This window comes from Streptomyces sp. NPDC056161 (genome assembly GCF_042268025.1).
In the GTDB taxonomy this organism is placed as follows: Bacteria; Actinomycetota; Actinomycetes; order Streptomycetales; family Streptomycetaceae; genus Streptomyces.
Genome location: NZ_JBHJUV010000016.1, coordinates 97,967 through 120,527, shown reverse-complemented (window position 1 = coordinate 120,527; position 22,561 = coordinate 97,967). Strand labels below are relative to the sequence as shown.

General features: G+C 73.4%; 9 protein-coding genes. All 9 read right to left on the bottom strand.

The genetic code is table 11. The annotated features are described in order from the left end of the window. Positions 1-23: 23 nt before the first annotated feature. On the bottom strand, positions 24-1,781 hold the full coding sequence (locus ACFC09_RS17230; protein WP_376528646.1) for an ABC transporter ATP-binding protein: 1,758 nt from the start codon (positions 1,779-1,781) through the stop codon (positions 24-26). Beyond that, a complete protein-coding gene (locus ACFC09_RS17225; protein ID WP_376528644.1) occupies positions 1,778-3,664 on the bottom strand; it encodes an ABC transporter ATP-binding protein in 1,887 nt (628 codons plus the stop codon). Before ACFC09_RS17225 ends, ACFC09_RS17230 begins: the two co-directional genes overlap by 4 nt. After that, complete coding sequence (locus tag ACFC09_RS17220) at positions 3,661-4,389, bottom strand: class I SAM-dependent methyltransferase (RefSeq protein WP_376528642.1); 729 nt, start codon at positions 4,387-4,389, stop codon at positions 3,661-3,663. The genes ACFC09_RS17225 and ACFC09_RS17220 overlap by 4 nt, the downstream gene beginning before the upstream one ends. 73 nt (positions 4,390-4,462) lie before the next feature. After that, positions 4,463-5,296 carry a thioesterase II family protein gene (locus ACFC09_RS17215; protein WP_376528640.1) on the bottom strand — a complete coding sequence of 278 codons (834 nt, stop codon included), beginning with the start codon at positions 5,294-5,296 and terminating at the stop codon, positions 4,463-4,465. Next, positions 5,293-6,552: a cytochrome P450 gene (locus ACFC09_RS17210; RefSeq protein ID WP_376528638.1), complete on the bottom strand. Its 1,260-nt coding sequence runs from the start codon at positions 6,550-6,552 to the stop codon at positions 5,293-5,295. The genes ACFC09_RS17215 and ACFC09_RS17210 overlap by 4 nt, the downstream gene beginning before the upstream one ends. A gap of 9 nt (positions 6,553-6,561) precedes the next feature. Further along, complete coding sequence (locus tag ACFC09_RS17205) at positions 6,562-8,754, bottom strand: Gfo/Idh/MocA family oxidoreductase (protein WP_376528636.1); 2,193 nt, start codon at positions 8,752-8,754, stop codon at positions 6,562-6,564. Beyond that, complete coding sequence (locus ACFC09_RS17200) at positions 8,751-9,992, bottom strand: saccharopine dehydrogenase NADP-binding domain-containing protein (protein ID WP_376528634.1); 1,242 nt, start codon at positions 9,990-9,992, stop codon at positions 8,751-8,753. The genes ACFC09_RS17205 and ACFC09_RS17200 overlap by 4 nt, the downstream gene beginning before the upstream one ends. Beyond that, on the bottom strand, positions 9,989-15,580 hold the full coding sequence (locus ACFC09_RS17195) for an amino acid adenylation domain-containing protein (protein WP_376528632.1): 5,592 nt from the start codon (positions 15,578-15,580) through the stop codon (positions 9,989-9,991). Before ACFC09_RS17195 ends, ACFC09_RS17200 begins: the two co-directional genes overlap by 4 nt. After that, positions 15,577-22,395: an amino acid adenylation domain-containing protein gene (locus ACFC09_RS17190; protein WP_376528630.1), complete on the bottom strand. Its 6,819-nt coding sequence runs from the start codon at positions 22,393-22,395 to the stop codon at positions 15,577-15,579. Before ACFC09_RS17190 ends, ACFC09_RS17195 begins: the two co-directional genes overlap by 4 nt. Positions 22,396-22,561 lie beyond the last annotated feature (166 nt).

Here is a 22,561-nt window from a genome sequence, read left to right as displayed (position 1 = left end):
GATCGCTGGTGCCGGGTGTGGGGTCACGACGGCGTCGCCTCCAGTCGCCAGCCGTGCGCCTGGGCCCGCCGCTCCCAGAAGGCCGCGTACGTGCCGCCTGCCGCGACCAGTTCCTCGTGGGTGCCGCGTTCGCCGATCTCGCCGTCCTCCAGAACGAGGATCTGGTCGGCTCTCACGACGGTGCTCAGCCGGTGCGCGATGACCAGGAGGGTCTTTCGCTCCGCCAGCGTGCGCACGGCTTCGGCGAACAGTGCCTCGTTCTCCTGGTCGAGGGCGGCGGTGGCCTCGTCGAGGACGAGGATCGGGGCGTCCTTGAGCAGAGCGCGGGCGATGGACACGCGCTGGCGCTGTCCGCCGGACAGTCGCGCGCCGCCCTCCCCCACCTTCGTGGCCCATCCGTCGGGCATCTCCTCGATCACGCGGTCGAGCCCGGACAGGGCCGCCGCCGTGTCCAGTTCGCCGGGGCTCGCGTCGGGGGCGGCGATCCGGACGTTCTCCTCGATGGTGCCGTCGAAGAGGTAGACGTCCTGGAACACGAGGGCGACGTGGGCTGCCAGGTCGTCGGGGGCGATCTCGCGGACGTCGACGCCGCCGACGCGGACGGTGCCCTCGGTGGTGTCCCGGAAACGGGCCAGCAGGCCGGCGATCGTGGTCTTGCCCGCGCCGGAGGGCCCGACCAGGGCCGTCATGCTGCGCTCGGGCAGGCGAAAGGTCACGTCGTTGAGGACCGGCCGTGCCGCCGCGCCCTCCGCCGACCCGCTGTCGTAGCGGAAGCCGACCCCGGTGAACTCCACGCTCGTGTCGCGGGGTCTCTTCGGCTCGGCGGGCTGGGGGAACGGCGGTTCGTCGAGGACGGCACCGAGGCGTTCCAGGGTGTTGCGGGCGATGCGCATCCCCGCGCCGGCCTCGGCGGCGGACGACACGCTGTCGATCAGGCGGACCAACAGCACCAGGAGGGCCAGCAGAGTGGGCACGCCGAGCGATCCGTCGAGTTGCCAGGAGACGCCCAGCGCGAGCAGCAGTGCGAAGACCAGCCGGGTGGCGAAGCTGAAGGAGACCAGTCCGGGCAGACCCCGCGCGATGAGCCGCCGGTCGGCGCGGGCCTCGGCGACCAAGGCGTCGTCCAGTGCCCTGTGGCCCTCCGCGGTCCGGCCGAACGCGCGCAGCACCGGCTGGTTCCGCGCGTACTCCAGGACCCGGTCCGCGGACTCGCCGATCGCGGCGTCGCGGCCGAGGTCGAGCCGGCGCATCAGCGACGTGCTCACCCGCTGGACGGCGAAGAGCACGGGCGCGCAGACCAGCAGGACCAGGGCGGTGCGGACGTCGAAGAAGAAGGTGGCGGCCACCAGCGTCGCCGGGGTGAGAAGTGAGCTGATGAAAGGGCGCAGCAGGTGGGCCGGTGTGCTCATCACCTGGATGACGTTCTGTCCGGCCAGCCGGCTGAACTCGGCCGTGCGGCCCGCCGTGAACCAGCCGAGGGGCAGGCGGAGGGCCTGGTCGGCCATGCGGCGGTGGAGCACCCGGGAGAGCTGGGAACCGACCGTGAATCCGCCGCTGACGGCCGCGCCCTGGAGTGCCGCGTGGGCAAGCACGCAGCCGACGAACGCCGTCAGCCAGGGCCAGACGTCGTCGGGCTCCCTGCCGAGCAGGGCCCTGAGGACAGGCACGAGGAGGGCGAAGGCGACGCCCTGGAGGACGGCCGCGCCGAACTGGAGAACCAGGAGCCGGTTCAGCGGACGGGAGCCCTCGGGCCCCAGAACGCGGTAGAGCTGACGGATCATCGTGCGCTTCCCTCTCGGATGTCGTCCGCCGCACGGTCCTCGCCCACAGGGGCGGGCAGGAGGCCGAGCCCGTTGCCGGCCTCAGCCGGCCCCGCGGCCCGCTGGGCCTCCCACAGCGCGGCGTAGCGGCCGCCGGCGGCCAGCAGGTCGTCGTGGCGGCCCTGTTCGGTGACGTGCCCGTCCTCCAGCACCACGATCCGGTCGGCGGAGCGGACGGTCGACAGCCGGTGGGCGATGACGAGCAGGGTGCGGCCGGCCGCGAGGGCGGACAGGGCGTCCTGGATCAGTGCCTCGGAGTGCGGGTCGGCGTAGGCGGTCGCCTCGTCGAGGACGAGAACAGGGGCGTCGGCGAGCAACGCCCGTGCGATGGAGAGGCGCTGCGCCTCACCGCCGGACAAGGCGACGGCCGTGCCGAGTCCGGTCGAGTAGCCGTCGGGCAGCGCCATGACGCGGTCGTGGATGCGGGCGGCGCGGGCGCACCGCTCGACCTCCTCGTCGGTGGCGTCGGGGCGGCCCAGGCGGATGTTGTCGGCGACGCTCGCGCGCAGCAGCCGTACGTCCTGGAGGACGAAGCCGACCCGGCGGTACAGCTCGGTGGCGGGGATGTCTCGCACGTCGGCGCCGCCGAGGGTCACCGTGCCGGCCGTGACGTCGTGGAAGCGGGGCAACAGTGACGCCAGGGTGGACTTGCCCGAACCGGAGGGGCCGACCAGCGCGGTGACCGTGCCGGGCACGAGGTCGAGGTCGACGTCGCGGAGCACGTCGGTGCGGCCGTCGTAGGAGAAGGACACCCCGCGCATCGACACGTGGTGGCCGTCGGGCAGGGCGGGGGTCGAGGGCTCGGGGAGCGTGGGGGTGTGCAGCAGCCCCGTGACGCGTACGGCGGCGGCCTGGCCGGCCCGGATCTGCTGGATACGGGGGCCGACGACACCCATCGGGGCGGCGACGGCGGGGCCCAGCAGGAGGAACGGGACGAGTTCCGCGCCGGTCATCCAGCCCTGGGTGACGAACACCGCACCCACCACGGACAGCAGCAGCAGGACGACGGCCGGGGCGACCACCAGCACGGCGGCGGTGGAACTGACCAGGGTGGAGCGGACCCAGCGGGAGAAGAAGTCGGCGAAGCCCTCGGTCGCGCCGACGAAACGCTCGTGGGCCTTGCGTCCCCGTCCGAAACTCTTGAACACGGCGATGCCGGTCGCGAACTCCACGGCAGCGGCGGAGATCCGTCCGAGCGCGGCGCCGAACTCCGCCATCTGTGCCGCCGCACCGGCCATGGCGCGGCTGAACAGGAACACGCCCAGCAGCAGGGGCACGACGGCGACCAGGGCGAGGCGCCAGTCGACCGTGAACAGGTAGGCCAGCGCCGGCACCGGGGCGGTGAGGACGGCGACGACATCGAGCAGGGTGTGGGCGAACAGCGTGTGCAGCGCGCTCACGTCGTCGTGCACGGCCTGCTTGACTTCGTCGGTGCCCCGGTCGGTGAGCCGACCGAGCGGCAGCCGCCCGACGTGCCGGGTGAGGCGACGGCGGAGGGAGAGCTGGAGGTCGTTGTCGGCGAGGTGGGCGAGAGCGCCGGCCGCGGTGCCGCACGCCAGGGCGAGCAGGCCGGCCGCACAGGCCAGGGTGACCAGCGGCCACAGGGCGTCACCGTCGGCGGGTGATCCGTCGGTGAGACGGGCGGCGATCCGGGATACGGCGATGAACGGCACCACCGCGGCGAGTGCCGCTACGGCCTGGAGGGCGACGGCGACGACCAGTCGGCCCCGGACGGCCTCGGCCATCGCGCGGAGCGGGCGCGGGGGCGACTCGGTGCCCGCGCCGGGGGCTGCCGGGTCTCGGGACACCGAGTCCTGGCCGCGCACGGATGGTTGTGACTTCACTTGAGGAGTACTCCGATTTCGGGGATGGGCCTGCCGCCCGCCTCGGTGATGCGGCGGCTGGTCAGGCCGGCCTCGCGGGCCAGCCGGGCGACGTCGAAGGTGTGCCAGTCGTAGCTGTCGGCGACCTCGCGCACGACGCGTCCCTCGCGCAGGACCTTCCAGGTGGTGGTGAACCGCATGGCGTCGCCCTCGGTGGGTTCGCCGCCGATCCACCACTCGTACGTCTGGCGCCCGATGGCCTCCCGCAGCGACATCACCGGTGGGATGTGGCGGGGTGAGGCGACCCCCATCAGTTCCACGACGATGGGCGCCCCGTCCGGCAGGCGGGCCGCGAGTCGCTTCCACAGCGCAACGCGTTCGGGGGCGGTGAGATGACCGGCCACGCCGAAGATGACGACGGCGGAGAGCCGCTCGGGAAGGACGAGGTCCTGGGCGGCGCCGTCGACCACCGTCACCCGGCGCCGCAGGTCCGGGTCGCGGGCGACCCGGGAGGTGAGCATGGCTCGCATGGTGGCCGACGGCTCGGCCGCGAGGATCTCCGCCCCGGGCAGCGCGGAGGCGATGACCTCGGTCACGCGTCCGGTGCCCGCGCCGATCTCCAGGACGGGTCCGTGCGACGTGTCCAGGCCCGTGAGGACGCCGGTCAGCGGCGGACCGCTGCTGGCGGTGTGCCGGGTGGCGACCAGCTCGTAGAACTCGGCTGAGGTCGAGTAGTAGTCGATCACGACAGTCTCCAGGCGGGGGCGGCCGAGGGGGCGCACTGGGCGTGCCGGGTGCGGTCGGCCGGTCGGTGGGGGCTCATGGGGTGCTCGGCCAGGTGCGTGCGCCGCCCGTGGCCAGGGAGGGGTCCAGCCTGCGCAGGACGGCGGCGACGACCTCACGCCGGCGCGGGGAGAGGTAGAAGTGGTCACCGGGGAACGCGCGTACCTCGGTACGGGCGGTGGTGAGGTCCGCCCAGCCGCCGGCCCGGACCCGGCAGCGTTCCGAACCGAGTTCCGGGTCGGCGCTGCCCGTCAGCACATGGATCGGGCAGGTCAGCGGCGGCCGGTAGGTAGGTAGGTAGGTCTCGATGATCCGGTAGTCGTGGCGCACGGCCGTGAGGATCAGGGAGCGCAGCCCGGGGTCGTCGAGGATCTCCCGGCTGGTGCCGCCGAGCCGGCCCAGTTCCGCGCACAGGACGTCGTCGTCCTGGCGGTGCAGTTGCCCGGTCACCGCGGTTGCGGGCGAGGCCCGGCCCGACGCGAAGAGTCGGCGCGGGCCCGGGCCGCCACGGCGTCCCAGCTCGTGGGCCAGTTCCCAGGCCACGGCGGAGCCCATGCTGTGCCCGAAGAGGGCGTACGGCCGGTCGAGCAGCGGCTGGACGGCGTCGGCCACCGCGGTCACCAGCTCGCCCATGTCGGCGCATCCCGGGTCGCCGAGGCGGTCCTCGCGGCCCGGGTACTGGATGGCGACGAGTTCGACCTCGGGGGGCAGCAGGGCCGCCCACGGCCGGTAGAAGCCCGCGCTGCCGCCCGCGTGAGGCAGGCAGACCAGTGTGAGCCGGGACGCGGGCCCCTCGTTCCACCTCCTGGTCCAGGGGCTGTCCGCGCGCGCCGAGCGAGCCGGGACGTTCGGCGGGAAAGGGGCGGTCACCAGGTCACCATCAGCTCTTCGAGGCCGAAGGTGGCCGAGTCGTGCTTGAACGCGACCTGGTCGCGGTCCCCCGCGAGGCGGAGCGTGGGGACGCGGCGGACGAGTGTCTCCAGGGCGACCTCCAGTTCCAGGCGCGCCAGGTGCTGCCCGATGCACTGGTGCACTCCGTGGCCGAACGCGACGTGGTGGTTGTCCGTGCGGTGGAAGTCGACCCGTTCCGGGTCGTCGAACTGCTCGGGGTCGTGGTTGGCCCCGGCGAGGAGGGCGATGACGCCGTCGTCGGCCGGCACGGTACGGCCGGACAGCTCGATGTCCTCGGCGGCGACGCGCGGCGGTATGGAGTCGGCGACGGACAGGACGCGCAGGAGTTCGTCGACGGCGGCGGGCATCAGGGCGGTGTCGCGGCGCAGTTCCGCCATCAGCTCCGGGCGGTCAAGGAGGAGGAGCGTGCTCAGGGCGATCATGCTGGTGGTGGTCTCACGGCCGGCGTTGATCGTGATGCCCAGGGTGGACAGCAGTTGGTCCATCGTCACGTTGCCGGTGGTCAGGTGGTCGGTGACGAGCTGGGAGATCAGGTCGTCGCGGGGCTCGGCCCGTCGCTCGGCGACCAGTTCGGCGAGCAGGGTGAACAGGCCGCCGAGGGCTTCGGAGACCTGTTCGGCGGTGCTGTGGCGCGAACCGGAGACCCGGGTGACGTCCCGGAAGAACTCCAGGTTCTTCCCCGGAATGCCGAGCAGTTCGCAGATCACCGAGGTGGAGACGGCATTGGCGTACGCGGAGACGAAGTCCACCGGGCCGCCGACGGCCAGCATGCCGTCCAGGATCTCGTCGACGCGTGCCTGCACGGCGGGGCGCATCGCCCGGACCCGGCGCACGGTGAACACCGGCAGGAGCATCCGCCGGTACTTGGTGTGTTCGGGCGCGTCGGTGCGGATGAAGGGCCGGAACCTGGCCCCGGCCTCCTGCTCGCCCTCGCCGAGCGCGGGGAAGCCGGGGCGGCTGATGTCGGCGCTGACGCGCGGGTCGGAGAGCAGTTCGCGGACGTCGTCGTAGCGGGTCACCACCCAGGCTTCCCGCTTGGTCGGCAGGGTGACGCGGGCGACCGGGTCGTCGGCGCGCATCACGTCGTACTCCGCCGGTGCGGCGAAGGGGCAGCCGCGCCGGATCGGAAAGTCCCGGGGTGGGACGACGGGGTCCGGAGCGGCGGTGGGCCCGTCGGGGGTGTCGGACGGCGACGGGGGCACGGGGGTTGTCATGAATGGTCCTCAGCTGTCGGTGGAGGAGGAGGCATGGGGAGTGGCGGTGCGCGGGGAGTCCGCGGCGACCGGCGCGGTACGCGCGTCCGGCCGGCCCGGTTCGGGCGTCGTGTTCGACGCGTCCGGTGCCCGGGTGAGTACGGCCAGCGGAGGTGCTCCGGGGCGGGTGGGCAGGGTGCGGGCGGTCATGCCGGACTCGGCCACCACGTCCTTCAGTCCGAAGGGCGCCCAGCGGTAGGAGTCGTGTACCTCGCGTTCCGCCTGGGTGGCGCCGTCCCGGTAGACGCGCCAGGTGGAGTGCAGGCGCATCACGCCGGTCTCCGTCTCGTCCGGTGCACCGCCGAACGACCACTCGTAGCGGTGCCGTCCGGCGGTGGCCGTGGCGAGCCTGGTCTCGGGGAAGGTCAACGGCTCCTCGAACTGCATGAGTTCGACGACCACGAACCCTCCGGGGGCCAGCCGTCGGAGCAGCTCCCGCCACAGCCGGGCCCGTCCGTCCGCGTCGAGGTGGCCGAGGACCCCGCAGAGCAGGACGACGCTGACCTGGTCGGGGAGGTCCAGGTCGGGAGCGGCGTCCGCGGTGACGGTGACCCGGGAGCGCAGGTCCGGATCGCTGAAGACCCGGCTGGTGAGGACGGCGCGCATGCCGACCGCCGGTTCGCAGGCGAGGATCTCCGCGTCCGGCCTTGTCCGGGCGACGGCCTCGGTCACCAGGCCGGTGCCGGCGCCGATGTCGATCACCGGCCCGGTGCTCAGGTCGGCGTCGGCGAGGAGCGCGGCGATCGCGGGCGCGCTCGCGGTCACGGTGTGCTCGGCCGCGACGAGGTCGAAGAATTCCGCCGACGGGGTGTAGGGCGAGGGGTTCTCGGGGCCGGACGGAGCCTGGCCGGGCGCGGTATCCGCGCGGCGGGGCGGGGCTGGATCGGACGCGGTGCCCGCAGAGCCGTATGTGGCCGGCCCGGGGACGGTGGTTCCCCGGCCCCGAACCGGACCGGGACCGCTGCCGGGGCGCGCGTCCGAACGGGAGTGGCCGTTCCCGGGAAGCGCTCCGGCCGCGTTCCGGTCGGCGCGGGGGCGGTTCGTGTCAGGGCGGGGGCGGTTCGTGTCAGGGCGGGTCTGCTCCCAAACGGGGAAGACGTCGCTGACCGCCAGCGGCCGCGGGGTGGCCGGTCGGACGATCTCGGGCGGTCCGAGGCGTGCCGCGAGGTCGGTCCAGATGCGGCACACGGCCAGCTCGTACTGCCCGGTGCGCAGGGCGTCGCCGCCTTGTTCGACGGCCTCGCGGAGACCGTCGAGGGCGCTGCCGACGGCCTGCGGCCACAGGTCGGAGAAGACCGTACGGAAGGTTCCCGGGTCTCCGACGACGGCCGTGGTTCCGAGCCCCAGGCGGCCGGTACCCGGACCGTCGAGGACGAAGCGCCGGTCGGTGTCGCGTCCGATGTGCAGACGGGGGCTCCACAGGACCGGCCCGTGAGTGTCGGCGAGGGTGAGGACTCCGCCTTCCGTGCCCAGAGCGATCCGGTGCCAGTGGAGTGCGTGGTTGTCCCGGTCGGACGGGTCGAGCTGGTGGTGCACCCGCAGGGTCAGAGGCACGCCGGCGAACACACCGTGCAGGGAGCGGAACGGCTGCGGCCCGATCTCGGCGGGCCGTGGTGCCGGGTCCGCGAATCGCCAGGGCCGCAGGGTGCCCATGGCCTGCCCGAGGATGTCCACCAGGGGATGCATCAGGTGGACCGGGGTGGCGGCGTCCACGAAGAGCGGTCTCTGCTGGGCGACCAGCCGACGGGCCGCGCCGATGAAGGCCCGGACCGGAGCGACGTGCGGGTAGTGCGTGTTGAGGCGGTACTGCACGCCCCGGAGACGGGCGTGTTTGAGGTTGTCCGTCAACTCGGTGAGGTGGACGGGGTGCTCCTGGAGCACATGGATGCCCCGGTCCATGAGTGCCTTGGCCAGCTCGGTTCCCTGGCCGCCCGATATGGAGGAACCCACCGCCACGCACGCGGCGTCGATGTCGGCCGGGAGGTCGTCGACGTCCGGGAAGAAGGGGACGCCCAGACTCCGCGCGTATGCCCGGGAGGCGGCCGATCCCCGGCTCAGGATGCCGGCCAGGGCGTATCCGGGGCGCCGGGCCGCCGCCTCGGCGTAGAAACGGCCGAAGTTGGTGCCGCAGACCAGCACTCGGAAGGGGGTCGAAGCGCTCACAGCACGCCCTCCTCCACCTGCTCGGCTCGCTCGCGCCCGGCCGCCGCTCCGGTGAGCCGGAGGTCCGCGACCCCCTGGAACCGCAGGTGCCGCATCGCGGTGTCCGAATCCAGGACGTCGCAGGCGAAGTGCACACCCGCTGGGACCTCGCCCCGCAGCACCGCGTCCACCGACAGCGCGCCCACCGCCGCGGTGAGCCGGTAGCTGCTGGCGGCGCGCAGCGTCAGCCCCGCCGTCGCCGGTCGTGCGGATGCCGTGCCCGACAGCGCGAAGTCCATGACGTAGTAGGGCCTGCGGCCGGCCAGGTCGAGGTCGGCGGCGAGGATCAGTCGGTCCGCGAGCTCCTCCGGGTCGTCTCCGGCGGCGAGTCGGCCCGGCAGGAGACCGAGCAGCGCGCGTACCGCGGGCCCGGGGTGGACGTTGTACCAGTCGAGCCGGTCGAGGCCCAGGGCGGTGGCGAGGCGCTCGCTCTCCCCGCTGAGGTAGGGCTGTAGTGCCACCCGGCCCGGAAAGGCCGCGTGTTCGGCGTCCTCGGCGGTGCGCAGGGCGCGCGGGACGCGCCGACCGCCGCGGACGGCCGCCAGCGCTTCGCCGTAGGCCGCGCCGTCCGCGCCTCCGGAGGTGAGGGAGAGCATGAGGTCGCGCGCCACCGTCGGCGAGCAGGTCTCCAGGCCGCCGCAGTACGCGGTCAGCGCGGAGGCGCTGTCCAGGCCCTGCCTGGCGAGCCAGCGGGGCAGGAGGCTCGACAGCCCGGGGAGGGCTCCCGCCGACAGGACGACGGTGCGGCCGTCGTCGGCCGGATCGCCGTCCTTGAGGAGGTCCTCGGCGGCCGGGTCGTCCCCCGCCACATCGACGCAGTGCGCTCCGGCGGCCAGTGCCGCCGAGGCCACCGTGGCGCGGAGCCGGTAGGTGGGACCGACGCAGTTGAGAACGATGTCGCAGCCTTCGGTGAAGGCTCGCAGACCGTCCGGGGCGAGGGCGTCCGCCCACACGGTCTCGTCATGGCCGGTGGGGTCCGCCTGGGCGACCGCGCACAGGGCCGACGCGGTCCGGCCGCCGAGGCGCAGCCCGGTGTGGCCGAGAGCGCGCAGTTCGCGTACGGCGGCGCGGCCGACCGCCCCGGAGGCGCCCAGGACTCCGATGAGGGGCTTCTTCCCCGACGTCGCGCTCGACGCTGTCGTGTCCGCCGCCGTCGGGTCCGCCGCTGTCGTGTTTCGGGGCATCGGCTGATCGGTCATCGGACGATCGCCCCCTGGGTCAGCTCACCGAGTGTCTTGAGGATGCCGGGCGCGTGCTCGACGGACAGGCAGCTGTAGTGGTCGCCACCGATGTCGACGATGTCCAGGTCGCCCAGGGTGAGTTCCTCCCAGTAGGCGGTGACGGCGTCCTTGCTTCCGGGGAAGGGGTAGGCGCCGTCGTGTCGCAGGAAGGTGATGTCGCCCGCGTAGGGTTCCGCGTCGTACCGGGTGATGGCGAACACGCTCTGGCGGAAGGCGAGGAAGAGCCGCGCCATGTGGTCGGGCTGGTAGGTGCCGGCCGACGCGGGGACCGCCTCGCACATCCGCGCGATACGGGTGGCGCGGGGGACGTCGGCCAGCGCCCGGAAGCGGCTCGCGACATCACCGAACTCCTCGGGCAGCGCCGCGAGCCCGCCGTCCGGCAGGACGCCGGGGTCGGCGGCCAGGACCGCGTCGGCCGCAGCGGCGACCCGGTACTGGTCGTCCGGGAAACCGAGGTCCGCCGGGTCGATGCCCATCATGACGGCGAAGGAGTACTCGGCGAGCAGTTCGTCGTCCAGCCGGAAGCGGGGGCTGTGGCTGCTGATGACGGTGAGGCTCTCCACCTCGGCCCCGGACTCGGCCAGGTTGCGGGCGACCTCGGTGGCGATCAGGCCGCCCAGGCAGTAGCCCACGACGTGGAAGCGGCTTCTCCCCTCCGCCGTCAGGGCTCGGGCGTAGTCGGCCGCCAACTGCTCGACGAGCCCCTCCGGCGGGGCGGCGAGGAATCCGTCCAGGTCCGGGACCTCCACGCCGACGACCTCGGCGAGGCCCGGCGAGCGGCGTCTGATCTCGGTGATCAGGGCCCGGTACGGCATGATCGTCGCGGTCCCGGCGTGCACCAGTACGGTCGTCGGCTCCTCATCCGTACGGGTGCCGTGCAGGTGGATCACCGGGTCCGTGCGCACGGCACCGGAGGCGGCCGCGTCCTGCGGGCCGGACAGGCCGCGCAGGAACCCGGCGAGACCGGCGACCGTGGGGCGGCGCAGCATATGGCGCAGCACGACCTCCCACTCCAGGTCCGCGGCCTGCGGTACGCGTTCACGCAGCCGGCCCACCATCCGGGCCACCAGGAGCGAGTCGCCGCCGAGGTCGAAGAAGTCGTCGTTGCGGGTGACGCGTTCGACCGCGAGGAGTTCCCGCCACAGGTCGGCCAGGCTGTTCTCCAGCTCGTCCTTCGGTCGCTCGTCCACGACGGCCGGTGCGTTCTCCTGGGGCAGCCAGGTCCGCAGGCGCGCGCGGTCGGTCTTGCCGTTGGCCGTGCGGGGCAAGGTGTCGACGACCTGCCATACCGAGGGGAGCATGTACTCCGGGAGCCGGGTGGCCGCCGTGCGGGCCAGCTCCCCCACCGGCACGTGGTGCCGGTCGTCCTTCATCGTGGCGATGAACACCTCCTGGCCGGTGAGCGCCAGGGGGTGCTGGGCGTCGGGCAGCGAGGTGACCTCGGTCGCGGCGTGCCCGTCGAGGAGGTCGCACCACTGCGCGTGGGTGAGGAAGGACTGGCCGGTGTGCTCGCGCACGTCGGTCCACGCCCGGCCGGCGACCTCCAGGAACTCCATGGAGACCAGCAGCGGCAGGTTCTCGTCGCGGGTGTTCTCCACGAACACGAGCTGTCCGCCCGGCACGAGCAGTTCCCGCAGCCGGCCCACGGCCGCGTCGGCGTCGGTGGCGGCGTGCAGCGTGTTGGCGCAGACCACGACGTCGAAGGTGTTGGGCAGCAGGTGCTGGGAGCGTGGGTCCTCGTCGACGTCGAAGCGCCGGTGACGGACCCACGCGTGGTCGGCGAAGCGTTCGCGGGCCTCGTTGAGGAAGAACGCCGAGGCATCGGTGAACAGGTAGTCGACCCCGTACTCGGCGAGGACGGGCACCAGTTCGCCGGTGGTGCCGCCGACACCGCCGCCGACCTCCAGCACGCGCAGCCGCTCCTCGCCGGTGTGGCTCGCGGCGATCTCGCGCACCGCGGCGACCACGGCACGGTTGAGGTGCCGGATGGCGAGGTTGTCGCGGTAGGCGGCGTCCGCGGCCTCCGTCGCGGCGCCGGGGAAGAGCAGTTCCCTGATGTCCGCCTCCCCGGAGACCAGTGCGGGCAGCCGCTCGGCGCAGGTGCGCATGACGGTGAGCAGTTCGGTGCTCCACCCGATCTCGTGCTCCAGCTCGGCGGCCCTGCGCCGGCCGTGTTCCGCCTCGGGCTCGGGGACGGGTACGAGCCCGGCGTAGGTGTCGTCCGCGTCCTGGTGGGTGAGCCGGCCCCGGGCGGCCAGGGCGCGCAGCCAGCGCCGCACGATGTGCCGGTGGCGGGGGGTGGCGCGGAGGGCCGTGCCCACCTCGTCCGCCGTGCGTGCCGCGCCCTCGGCGAACACCCCGGAGGCCGCGAGGACGCCGGTCATCTCGGCGAGCGCCACCTCGTCGAGGGCGCCCAGGAAGTCCCCCAGCCGTGCGGCGTCGACGGCCGCGGCGGCTTCGCGTACGGCGTCGGCGGCCGCGGCGCGCGCCCGTTCCCTGCTCGCCGCGGCAGGCTCGCCGCCGTCCTTGCGCGCCGCCCCTCCTACGGCGCGCGCCGTCTCGCCGTCCTTGCGTGCCGTCTCGCCGTCCTTGCGTGCCGTCTCCACGAACGCGGCCAGGCGGCGTCCGCCCGCCGCCGAGTCGTCGACGACGACAGCGCCCGCCGCCACCGCCGGGTGGGCCTGTACGGCGGCCTCCACCTCGGCGAGTTCGACGCGGTACCCGCGGATTTTGACCTGGGCGTCCTCCCGGCCCAGGAACTCGATGGTCCCGTCGGGGAGGTAGCGCCCGAGGTCGCCCGTGCGGTAGAGCCGCCGGCCGGTGACGGGGTCGGTGCGGAACCGCTGTGCCGTGCGGTCCTCGTCGCCGAAGTAGCCCAGGGCGACGCCCGCGCCGCCGATGTACAGCTCGCCCGGAACCCATTCGGGCCGTGGCCGCGCATGCCGGTCGAGCACGGCGAACGTCTGATTGGTCAGGGGCTTGCCGTACGGGATGCTCGGGCGAGCGGTGTCCACCTCACCGATCGGGTGGGCGATGGACCAGATGGAGCCCTCGGTGGCACCGCCGAGCGAGACGATCTCCAGCCCCGGCAGGAGTTCACGGGCCTGGTCGGGCAGGGCGACCGGTATCCAGTCGCCGGATATCAGCGCGAGCCGCAGCGAGCCGCCTTCGGTGGGCTCGGAGCGGAGCCAGTCGCACAGCATGTGGAGCTGGCCGGGCACGGAGTTCCACACCGTGACGCCGAAGTCGCGGACGAGTTCGGCCCAGTGGGAGGGGTCTCCGCGCCGGTCGGCCTGGGGCAGGACCAGGGTGGCGCCCACGGCGAGCGGTCCGAACAGGTCGTAGACGGACAGGTCGAAGCCGAGTCCCGCGATGCCGAGGACGCGGTCGCGCCCGGTGACGGCGAAGCGGCGGTTGATGTCCTCGACGGTGTTGAGGGCGGCCCGGTGGCTGATCATCACGCCCTTGGGCGTACCGGTGGAGCCCGAGGTGTAGATGATGTAGGCGAGGTCGTCCGGGTTCCGGCGGGCGTCGGCGCTCGTGCTGTCCACGGTGGTTTCCTCGACGAGGTCCACGGCGACGGCCGACACCCTCGCCGGGAGGTCTTCGAGTTCGGCGAGCCAGGACTGGGTGAGGACCGTGCGGACGCCCGCGTCCGCGATGATCGTGTCCCGGCGGGCCGGCGGCTGGGCCGTGTCGACGGGCAGGTAGGCGCCGCCCGCCAGGAGGGCGCCGAGGACGGCGACGACCTGCTCCCAGCCCTTGTCCATCCAGATGGCCACCGGTTCCCCGGGGCGCAGTCCGGACGCCGTCAGCGCCCCGGCGAGTGCGCTCGCACGGGAGAGGAGCTGCCGGTAGGAGAGGGCCAGTTCGGGTGTGCGGACCGCGATCGCGTCCGGTGTGGCCTGCGCCTGGGCCAGTACGGGTTCGTGGAGCAGGGCGTTAGGCAGAGGTCCCTCGGTCGCGTTGACCCTGCTCCGGCGCGCTGCCTGCGCCTTGGGCAGGGGGATGCCGGCCGGTGCGTCCCAGACGGCCTCACCGGCCGCGCCCTCGGCCGACAGGGACCGCACGAGCGCCGTGTACGCCTCGAACATGGCGTCGGCGACACCCGCGCTGAGCACGCCCTCCCGGATGTCCCAGGACAGGCTCAGGGTGTCGCCGCGGTGCATGACCTGGCAGTCGAGCCACACCTGCGGCGTCCGGGTCACGGCGTACGTCACCTCGGGGGGTACGCCCTCGGAGGTGGCACCGCTGCCGAGGGCGCTGGTGAAGACGACCGGCATCAGCACCGGGGCTTGGGCCCTGCGGGAGAGTTCGGCGAGCACCTCCGAGCCGGTGAACAGCGGGTGTGCCAGGTCTTCGAGAAGCTGCTGCCCCACCGACCTGGTCCGCTCGGCGAAGGTGGCCGGGGCGTCCAGGTCGACGGCGAGCAGTTCGAGCGAGGTGAAGTCACCGATGAGCCGGTCGATGTCCTCGTGGAGATCGGGCCGGTCGACCGTGGGCACGTTGAGCGTGAACCGGCTGGTCCGCGACCAGGTACCGACCGTTTCGGCGTACGCGGTGAGCAGGGCCGTCGACACGGTCAGCCCGCGTCGCGCGGCCCGTTCGACGAGGCGGTCCCGGTCGGCCGCGGGCAGCAGGATCTCCCGTCGGCGGAATGTCACCGCGTCCCCGGGAACCGGGGGGTCGCTCGTTTCCCGCGGGTCGCGCACGGCGGCCTCCCAGGCTTCGGCGAGGGGCAGTTCGGGGGCCGGCGGGAGGATGTCGAGCCGTTCGGTCCAGTAGGCGCGGTCGCGGGCGTGGCCGTCGGTGTCGGCGAGGGCGCGGCGGGCCAGGACGTAGTCGCGGAAGGTGATCCGAGGCGGCCGGGAGAGGACGGCGCCGCTGTAGCACCGCTGGAACTCGGCGAGCAGGATGCGCAGGCTGGCGTGGTCGACGACGAGCATGTCGAAGGCGAGGTGGAGTACGGCCCGCTCGGCGGTCCGGGTCACGTGCACGTCGAAGAGGGGCCACTGGTCGGTGGGTGCCTCGCGTGCGGACAGGCGTGCTCGGGTGCGCCCGACCGCCGCCTCGGCGGTGGCGGCCGGGAGCGCGGTCAAGTCGTCGGCTCCGACGTCGAGGGCGGGGACATCGGGCAGGATCTGCTGGTAGCCGTCGTGCTGGATGACGGCGCGGAGCATGTCGTGTCGCTGGACCAGCTCTCGCCAGACGGCGGTGACGCGGTCCACGTCCAGGTCGGGGTATTCCAGTTCGACATAGGCGTGGCAGCCGACGCCCCCGTAGGCGTAGGCGTCGGTGCGGCCGATGAGGTAGGCGGCCTGGATGTCCGTCAGCGGGAAGGGTTCGTGGCGGTGCTCCGGGTCACCGTGCAGCGTCGGCTCCTCGGCCGCCAGGTGGCGGAGGAGGGCTTCCTTGTGGGTGCGCAGTTCGGCCCGGTGGGTGTCGGTGAGCCGGCCCGCGGGCGCCCGGAAACGCAGTTGTCCGTCCTGGGCCCACAGCACCACGCCCTCGTCGGCGTAACGGGCCAGCAGTTCAGCGATGTTCACAGCTCTCCGGTCTCGTAGGCGGTCTCGTGGGCCGCGAGCGTTCGGGTGACGTCCGCGGCGAGCGCGGCGATGGTCGGTGCGGCGAAGAAGCGGTGGACGGGCACGGTGGCCCCCAGCCGGCGCTCGATCGCGGTGAGCAGGCGCAGCGCGGTGAGGCTGTCGCCACCGACGGTGAAGAAGTTGGCGTTGCGGTCCGGCACCCACTGCGGCAGGTACTCGTGCCAGAGCGCGGCGAGGGCCGTCTCGGTCCCGTCCTGTGGTGGCTCGGCGCCCGCGGACACCTTTTCGGGCCCCGCCAGGCCGGCCAGGGCTCCCCGGTCGACCTTGCCGTTCGGGGTGAGGGGCAGGGCGGGCAGGAGCAGGATGCGGGAGGGGACGGCGTAGACCGGCACCCGCTCCGCGAGCAGGCGGAAGAGGCCCTCGGTGAGTTCGGGGTGCTCGACGGGTGTGCCGGACTCGGTGAGCACCGGCTCGTCGGCGGGGGCCCCGCCCGGGGTGGGGTCCTGCGGTACGGCGAAGGCGACCAGGCGCTTCGCGGTGCGCTCCCCCACGGCCATGACGGCGGCCCGCGCGATGTCCGGGTGTGCCTCCAGCGCGGCCTCGATCTCTCCCGCCTCGATACGGTGGCCGGCGATCTTCAGCTGGCTGTCGAGCCGGCCGAGGAACTCCAGCAGTCCGTCGCCCCGGAACCGGCCCAGGTCACCCGTCCGGTACCAGCGTCGCCCGCCTTGGTCGACGAACTTCTCGGCGGTGCGGACCGGGTCGGCCAGGTAGCCGCGGGCCAGTCCCGCGCCGCCGATCCACAGTTCGCCGGGCACCCAGTCGGGACAGTCCCGCCCGTCGCGGTCGGCCACGCGGTAGTGCTGTCCGGTCAGGGGGCGTCCGTAGGGTATGGACACCCATCGTGGATCCAACTCGGTGACGGTGAGGGTGTTGGACCAGATGGCGGCTTCCGTGGCTCCGCCCATGGCGACGAAGGAGCAGGGCCGCGCGGTCCGGGCCCGCAGCCGGGCGGGCAGGTCGAGGCCGATCCAGTCGCCCGAGACCAGTGCGGTCCGCAGCTTCCCGATCCGGCCGTCTGCCCGTCCCCCCTGTTCATCGGCGTCGAGCAGCAGGTCGAGCAGAGCGGGGACGGTGTTCCAGACGGTCACGTCGTACTGCTCCAGCAGACTCGGCCAGCGGGCCGGTTCACGGCGCTGCTCCTCGGTGGGCAGCAGGAGGGAGCCGCCCTCGGCGAGCAGGCCGAAGACGTCGTACACGGACAGGTCGAAGTCCAGGGCCGACAGGGCGAAGACGCGGTCGTCACCCGTGATGCCGTGGCGGGCGTTGATGTCGGCGATCGTGTTCCAGGCGGCGGCGTGGGTGATCTCGACTCCCTTGGGCTCACCCGTGGAACCCGACGTGAAGATCACGTAGGCGAGCGACCGGGGGGATGTTTCACACGGCGCGGGCAGCGGCTCGCGGCCCTGCGTGTCCGCGAAGGACAGGGGGTGGGGGCCGGTACCTTCCGGGGCGGGCCAACTCCCCAGAACCACCTTGAATCCGGTGGTTGCGTGCACCCGCTCCAGCCTCGCCGGGGGCTGTTCGAGGCTCAGCGGAACATAGGCGGCGCCGGCCGCGAGGACGCCGAGGACCGCCGCGATCTGCTCCGGGCCCTTGGGCAGGGTGACCGCGACCGGCTCGCCCGGACGCAGGCCCGCGTCGCCGAGTGCGGCGGCGACGCGCAGCGCCCGGTCCGCGAGGGTTGAGTACGTCACCTCCTCTCCTGCCGTCGTCACGAGGGCGGCTCGGTCGGGTGTGGCCGTCGCGTGGGTGAAGAACGCCTCGTGCAGCGGGCGCGTCGTCACCGGTTCCAGGGCGGCCTCCCGTGCGGCGGCGGCCCGCCGTTCGTACTGGGCGGCGGGCAGCAGGTCGGGAAGGGGTGCCTCCCAGTTACTCGCGACGATGTGCCGCAGCAGCCGTTCGTAGGCGGCGAACATCGCGTCGAGGACACCCTCGGCGAACAGTTCCTCGACGGCGTCCCAGGTGACGATCAGGTTCCCGGACTCCTCGGTGACCTGGTTGTCCAGGCACACCTGCGGGGACTGGGAGATGCCCCAGACCTTCGCGGGGAAGCCGGAGCCCGGTGCCGCCAGCGTCGCGTCACCGACGCCGATGGCGCTGGTGAACACCACGGGCGCGGCGGCGTCCACCGCGCCCGTGCGACGGCCGAACTCCCGCAGCAGCCAGTCGATCGGCACGTCGGCGTGGTCGAGGTCCTCCGCCTGACGGCGTTGCAGCGCGGCGGCCGCCGGGAGCCAGGACGCGCCGTCGCGCCGGTGACCCGCGAGGGACAGGGAGGTGAAGTCGCCCAGCACCCGGTGGATGTGGGGGTGGACGTCCCGCCGGTTGAAGAGCGTGAGCGTGACGGTCAGGGCGTCGGTCCCGCTCCAGGCCGCCAAGACCTCCGCGTACAGGGCCAGCAGCACGGTGGAGGGGGTCAGTCCGTGCCGGGCCGCGTCCCGCTTGACGGCCTGCCAGTCCTCGGCGGGCAGGCTCAGCCGGCGCCGCGTGAAGACGGGCGCGTCGAGCGTCGCCGGATCCCGGTCGAGGGGCAGGGCGGGAGGCGGCGGCAGCTCGGACAGGCGGGCCTGCCAGTGGGCGCGGGCCCGCGCGGCGGACTCCGGGTCCGCCGGGAGGCGGGTCAGGCAGTCGCGGAACGACACGTCCACGGGCGGCAGTTCGTGGTCCGGGTCGGCGTAGAGCGCGTTGAGTTCGGCGTAGAGCGTGGTGATGGAGAGCGCGTCGAGCACGAGGTAGTCCAGGCCGACGCCGACGCGGGTCCGTACCGCGCCGTCCGCGGCGCCTTCGTCCTCGTGGTAGCGCACCGCCTCGATGGCGAAGAGCGGCCACCGGGCGGGGTCGCGGACCTGCTGGGACAGGCGGGCGCGCAGGCCCGCCAGGGCCTCGGCGGCGCCTTCGGGGGAGGCGTCCTGCACCGGTACGCGCACCGGCGGTACGTCGGGCAGGACGCGCTGGTGTCCGTCCTCGACGACCGCGCGGAGCATGCCGTGCCGCCGGACCAGGGTGTTCCAGGCGCGCTCCAGCCGGTCCAGGTCGACGTCCGTGCCGTCGAACTCCGTGTAGTGCCAGGTGCCGACGCCGCCGAGGGTGAAACGGGGGTCGCGGCCGGTGTGGTAGGCGGCCTGGACGTCCGTCAGCGGGAAGGGCTCGTGGGCGTGGTCCGGGTCGGGCACGAGGACGGGAGCGGTGGGCGGTGCCTGCTCGTCGTCACCGGTCGTCGCAGGATGCAGCGTCTCGCAGAAGCGCTGGAGTTCGGGGCGGGCGAAGAGGTCGGCCACGCGGGCGCCGGGGAAACCGGCGGCGCGCAGCCGGCCGATCAGGCGTGTCGCTACGAGCGAGTCGCCGCCCAGCAGGAAGAAGCTGCTCTCGCGTCCCACGTCGCCGGTGGCGAGCAGGTCGGCCCACTCGGCCGCCACAGCGGTCTCCACCGGTCCGACCGGTGCCGACGTGCGAGATCCGTCCTGGCCCGCCGTCTCGGTCAGCGCCTGGCGGACGGCCGCCCGGTCGAGCTTGCCGTTGGCGGTCAACGGCAGCTCGGGCAGGACGAGGACGCGCTCGGGGACCATGTGGGCGGGGAGTCGTCGTGCCGCCCGCAGGCGGACCTCGTCCGGGTCGGTCGCCCCGCTGCGGTCGGACACGGCCGCGGCGAGGTGTCGCGCCGGTGTGTCGAGGACGGTGGCGACGGCGTGCAGGACGCCAGGACCGTCCTCCAGCGCGGCCTCCACCTCGCCCAGTTCGATGCGGTGGCCGCCGATCTTCACCTGGTGGTCGGCGCGGCCGAGGAACTCCAGCACACCGTCGGGCCGGTAACGGGCCAGGTCACCGCTGCGGTACCAGCGTTCACCGTCGTACTCGACGAAGCGTTCCGCCGTGCGCTCGGGGTCCGCACGGTAGCCGTTGGCCACACCGGGCCCGCCGATCCACAGCTCTCCGGGAACGAGATCGGGGCAGTCGCGTCCCCGTCCGTCCACGACGCGGGCCCGCATGTTGCGCAGGGGAACGCCGTAGGGGACGGACTTCCAGGCCGGGTCGGTCTCCGCCACCTCGAACACCGTGGAGTGGACGGCGGCCTCCGTCATACCGCCGAGTGCCACGAAACGGCAGCCGGGCACGAGGGAGCGCAGCCTGCGCGGCTGGTCGAGCCCGACCCAGTCCCCGCCGAGCAGCACCATGCGCAGGGAGTTCCCCAGCCCTTCGTCCTCTCCGGCGGCCATCAGCAGGTCCAGCAGCGCGGGCACGCACTGCACCAGCGTCACCCCGTGCGTACGCACCAGCCGCGCCCAGTGGTGGGCGTCCCGGCGGTGCTCCTGTCCTACGGCGACCACCTGTCCGCCGAGGGACAGCGGGGTGAAGATGTCCCAGGTGGCGAGGTCGAAGTCCAGCGCGGAGATCGCGAGAGCACGGTCCGAGGGACCGAGGCCGAGCTGCTCCTCCATCGCCTCGATGGTGTTGACGACCGCCCGGTGCGACACCTCGACACCCTTGGGCAGCCCCGTCGAGCCGGACGTGAACAGCACATAGGCGGGCCGGCCGGGGTCCGGCTGGACGACCGGTGCGGGCGGGGCCTGCGACGCGTCCTCCAGGAGCAGTACCGGGGCCGGGGAGGCGTTCGCGCAGAGATGGGCGTGGTCCCGGTCGGTGAGCACGACGCGGGCGTCGGCCACGGAGTGGATGCGTGCCCGGCGTACGGCGGGCTGTTCCACTCCGACGGGGGCGTAGGCCGCGCCCGCGGCCAGGACTCCGAGGACCGCGGTGATCTGGTCGGCGCCCTTGGGCAGGGTCACCGCGACGGTATCGCCCTCCCGTACGCCGTGGTCGCGCAGCGTCGTGGCGATCCGGCGTGCCGCGTGGGCGAGTTCGCCGTAGGTGAGCGTGTCGCCGGTGGTGCGGACGACCGCGGGCCGGTCCGGCTCGGTCTCGGCAAGTCGGAAGAAGCGGGTGTGCAGGGCACGGTCCGGGACGGGTGCGGCAGGCAGTGCCGCCACCGCGCGCCGGGGCAGGACGTCGGGGGCGAGCAGGCCGTCCACCGGCTGCGCCCAGGCATCGGGGTCCGTCAGGAGGCGGGTGATGAGGCCGCGGTAGGCGTCGAACGCGGCGTCGGGCACACCGGCCTCGAACACGCCGTCCCGTATGTCCCAGTTGAGGAGGAGGCCGCCGTCGAGTTCGGTGACCTGGGCGTCCAGGTGGACCTGGGGGCCCTGGGAGATGATCCAGGAGGGGCGGCCGAAGGACTTCTGGACGTCCTGCTCGAAGATCTCGCCCAGCCCGATGGCGCTGGTGTAGACGACCGGGGCCAGCACCGGGGTGCCCTCGGCGCGGGCGAGGTCGCGCAGCACCTCGACGCCGCCGTACGCGCCGTGGGAGATGCCTTCCTGAAGGCGCTCCTGGAGACCGCGGGCCTGACGGGTGAACGGCAGGGGCGCGCTCATGTCCGCGTCGAGCAGGACCGAGCTGCTGAAGTCCCCGACCAGCTGGGCGACTTCGGGGGTGAACATCTCCCGGTCGAACAGCGGCAGGTTGAGGAGGAAGCGCCGGCTGTCGCTCCAGGCGGCGATGACCTCGGCGAAGGCGGTGGCGAGGGCGGCGGCGGGGGTGATGCCGTGCCGTCGGGCGGCGCTGATCAGTGCCGCCTTGTCGGCGGGGCCGAGCCAGTGGTGCAGGCGGCGGGAGCGGGTCAGCGCGGTGTCGTCCGCGCGGACCGGGGTGAGCGGGTCGACGGCCGTCGGCAGCCGTGGACCGCGCGGCAGGTCCGGCAGGCGTTCCCGCCACCAGACGGCGTGCTGCTCGCGCTCCGCGCTTCGCCGGACGGCGTGCTCGGCGAGGTACCGGTGGTAGTCCAGGCCGAGTTCGCGCGGCGGGTCGTCGGGACAGTCGTAGAAGCGGCGCAGGTCGGACAGGAGGACCCGCAGGCTCAGCGCGTCGCCGGCCATCATGTCCAGGTCGATCTGCAGGCGGGTCCTGCCATCGGGGAGCTGACACAGGGCCGTGCGGAAGACGTCACCGGCGGCGATGTCCGGACGGGCATGGGTGTTGCGCTCGCGCAGCAGTTCCAGCTCGGCCTCGGCCTCGACGGGGGTGCGTTCACGCAGATCGTGCACGGTGAGCGGGGCGCCCGGAGCGCCGAAGTGCTGGCGGCCCTCCTCGTCGAAGACGGCCCGCAGCATGCCGTGCCGCCGCACGAGGGACCGCAGGGCGGTGTCGAGCCGGACCGGATCGACCTCGTGGCCGTCGAGTTCGACGTAGAAGTGCGCGGCGACGCCACCGAGGGGCTGACCGTCCTGGCGTCCGATCCAGTAGGCGTGCTGCATCGTGGCCAGCGGGAACGTATCCGTCCGCGCCTCGGTCGCCGCCGCGTCGGGCGGGGCGGGCCGCACGGTGGCGGGCGCGTCGAGTGGGGCCGGCCACGCGGTGGCAGGCGCGTCGAGCGGTGCAAGCGGGGCGGGCCACGCGGTGGCAGGCGCATCGCCGTGACGCTCCCGCCCGAGCAGGGCCGTCCACGCCCCCAGGGTCGGGCCGCTCGTGAGGTCCTGGAAGGTGACCGCGCTGCCCTGCCGCCGCCAGGCGCCGACCAGGGACATCAACATCAGTGAGTCGAGGCCGAGTTCGAAGAGGTCCCGGTCGTCGTCCAGCTCCTGTGGCGCGATCTCCAGCGCACGCGCGACCGCTTCACGCACCGCCGCCGGCGCGTGCGGGTCACGGCTGCCGGTGTCGCCTTCCGCTGTCCGTGCCTGGACGACTGCTTCATCGCTCACTGAGGGGGCCTTCCGGTCGGATGGGGTGGGGTGGTCGGGCCGAGGGGCGGCGCACGGGATCGCATCTCTCTCGGGCCGGCCGAACCCACTCTAGATTGAAATGATTATCATTTCTATACTCCGCATCGTAGTCACACAACGGGCCTCGGTGCCAGAGCCCGATGCC

Excerpts from the sequence above, each read along its gene's own strand:
- ACFC09_RS17230 (WP_376528646.1), bottom strand. The coding sequence starts at position 1,781 with ATGATCCGTCAGCTCTACCGCGTTCTGGGGCCCGAGGGCTCCCGTCCG.
- ACFC09_RS17210 (WP_376528638.1), bottom strand. The coding sequence starts at position 6,552 with ATGACAACCCCCGTGCCCCCGTCGCCGTCCGACACCCCCGACGGGCCC.
- ACFC09_RS17200 (WP_376528634.1), bottom strand. The coding sequence starts at position 9,992 with ATGACCGATCAGCCGATGCCCCGAAACACGACAGCGGCGGACCCGACG.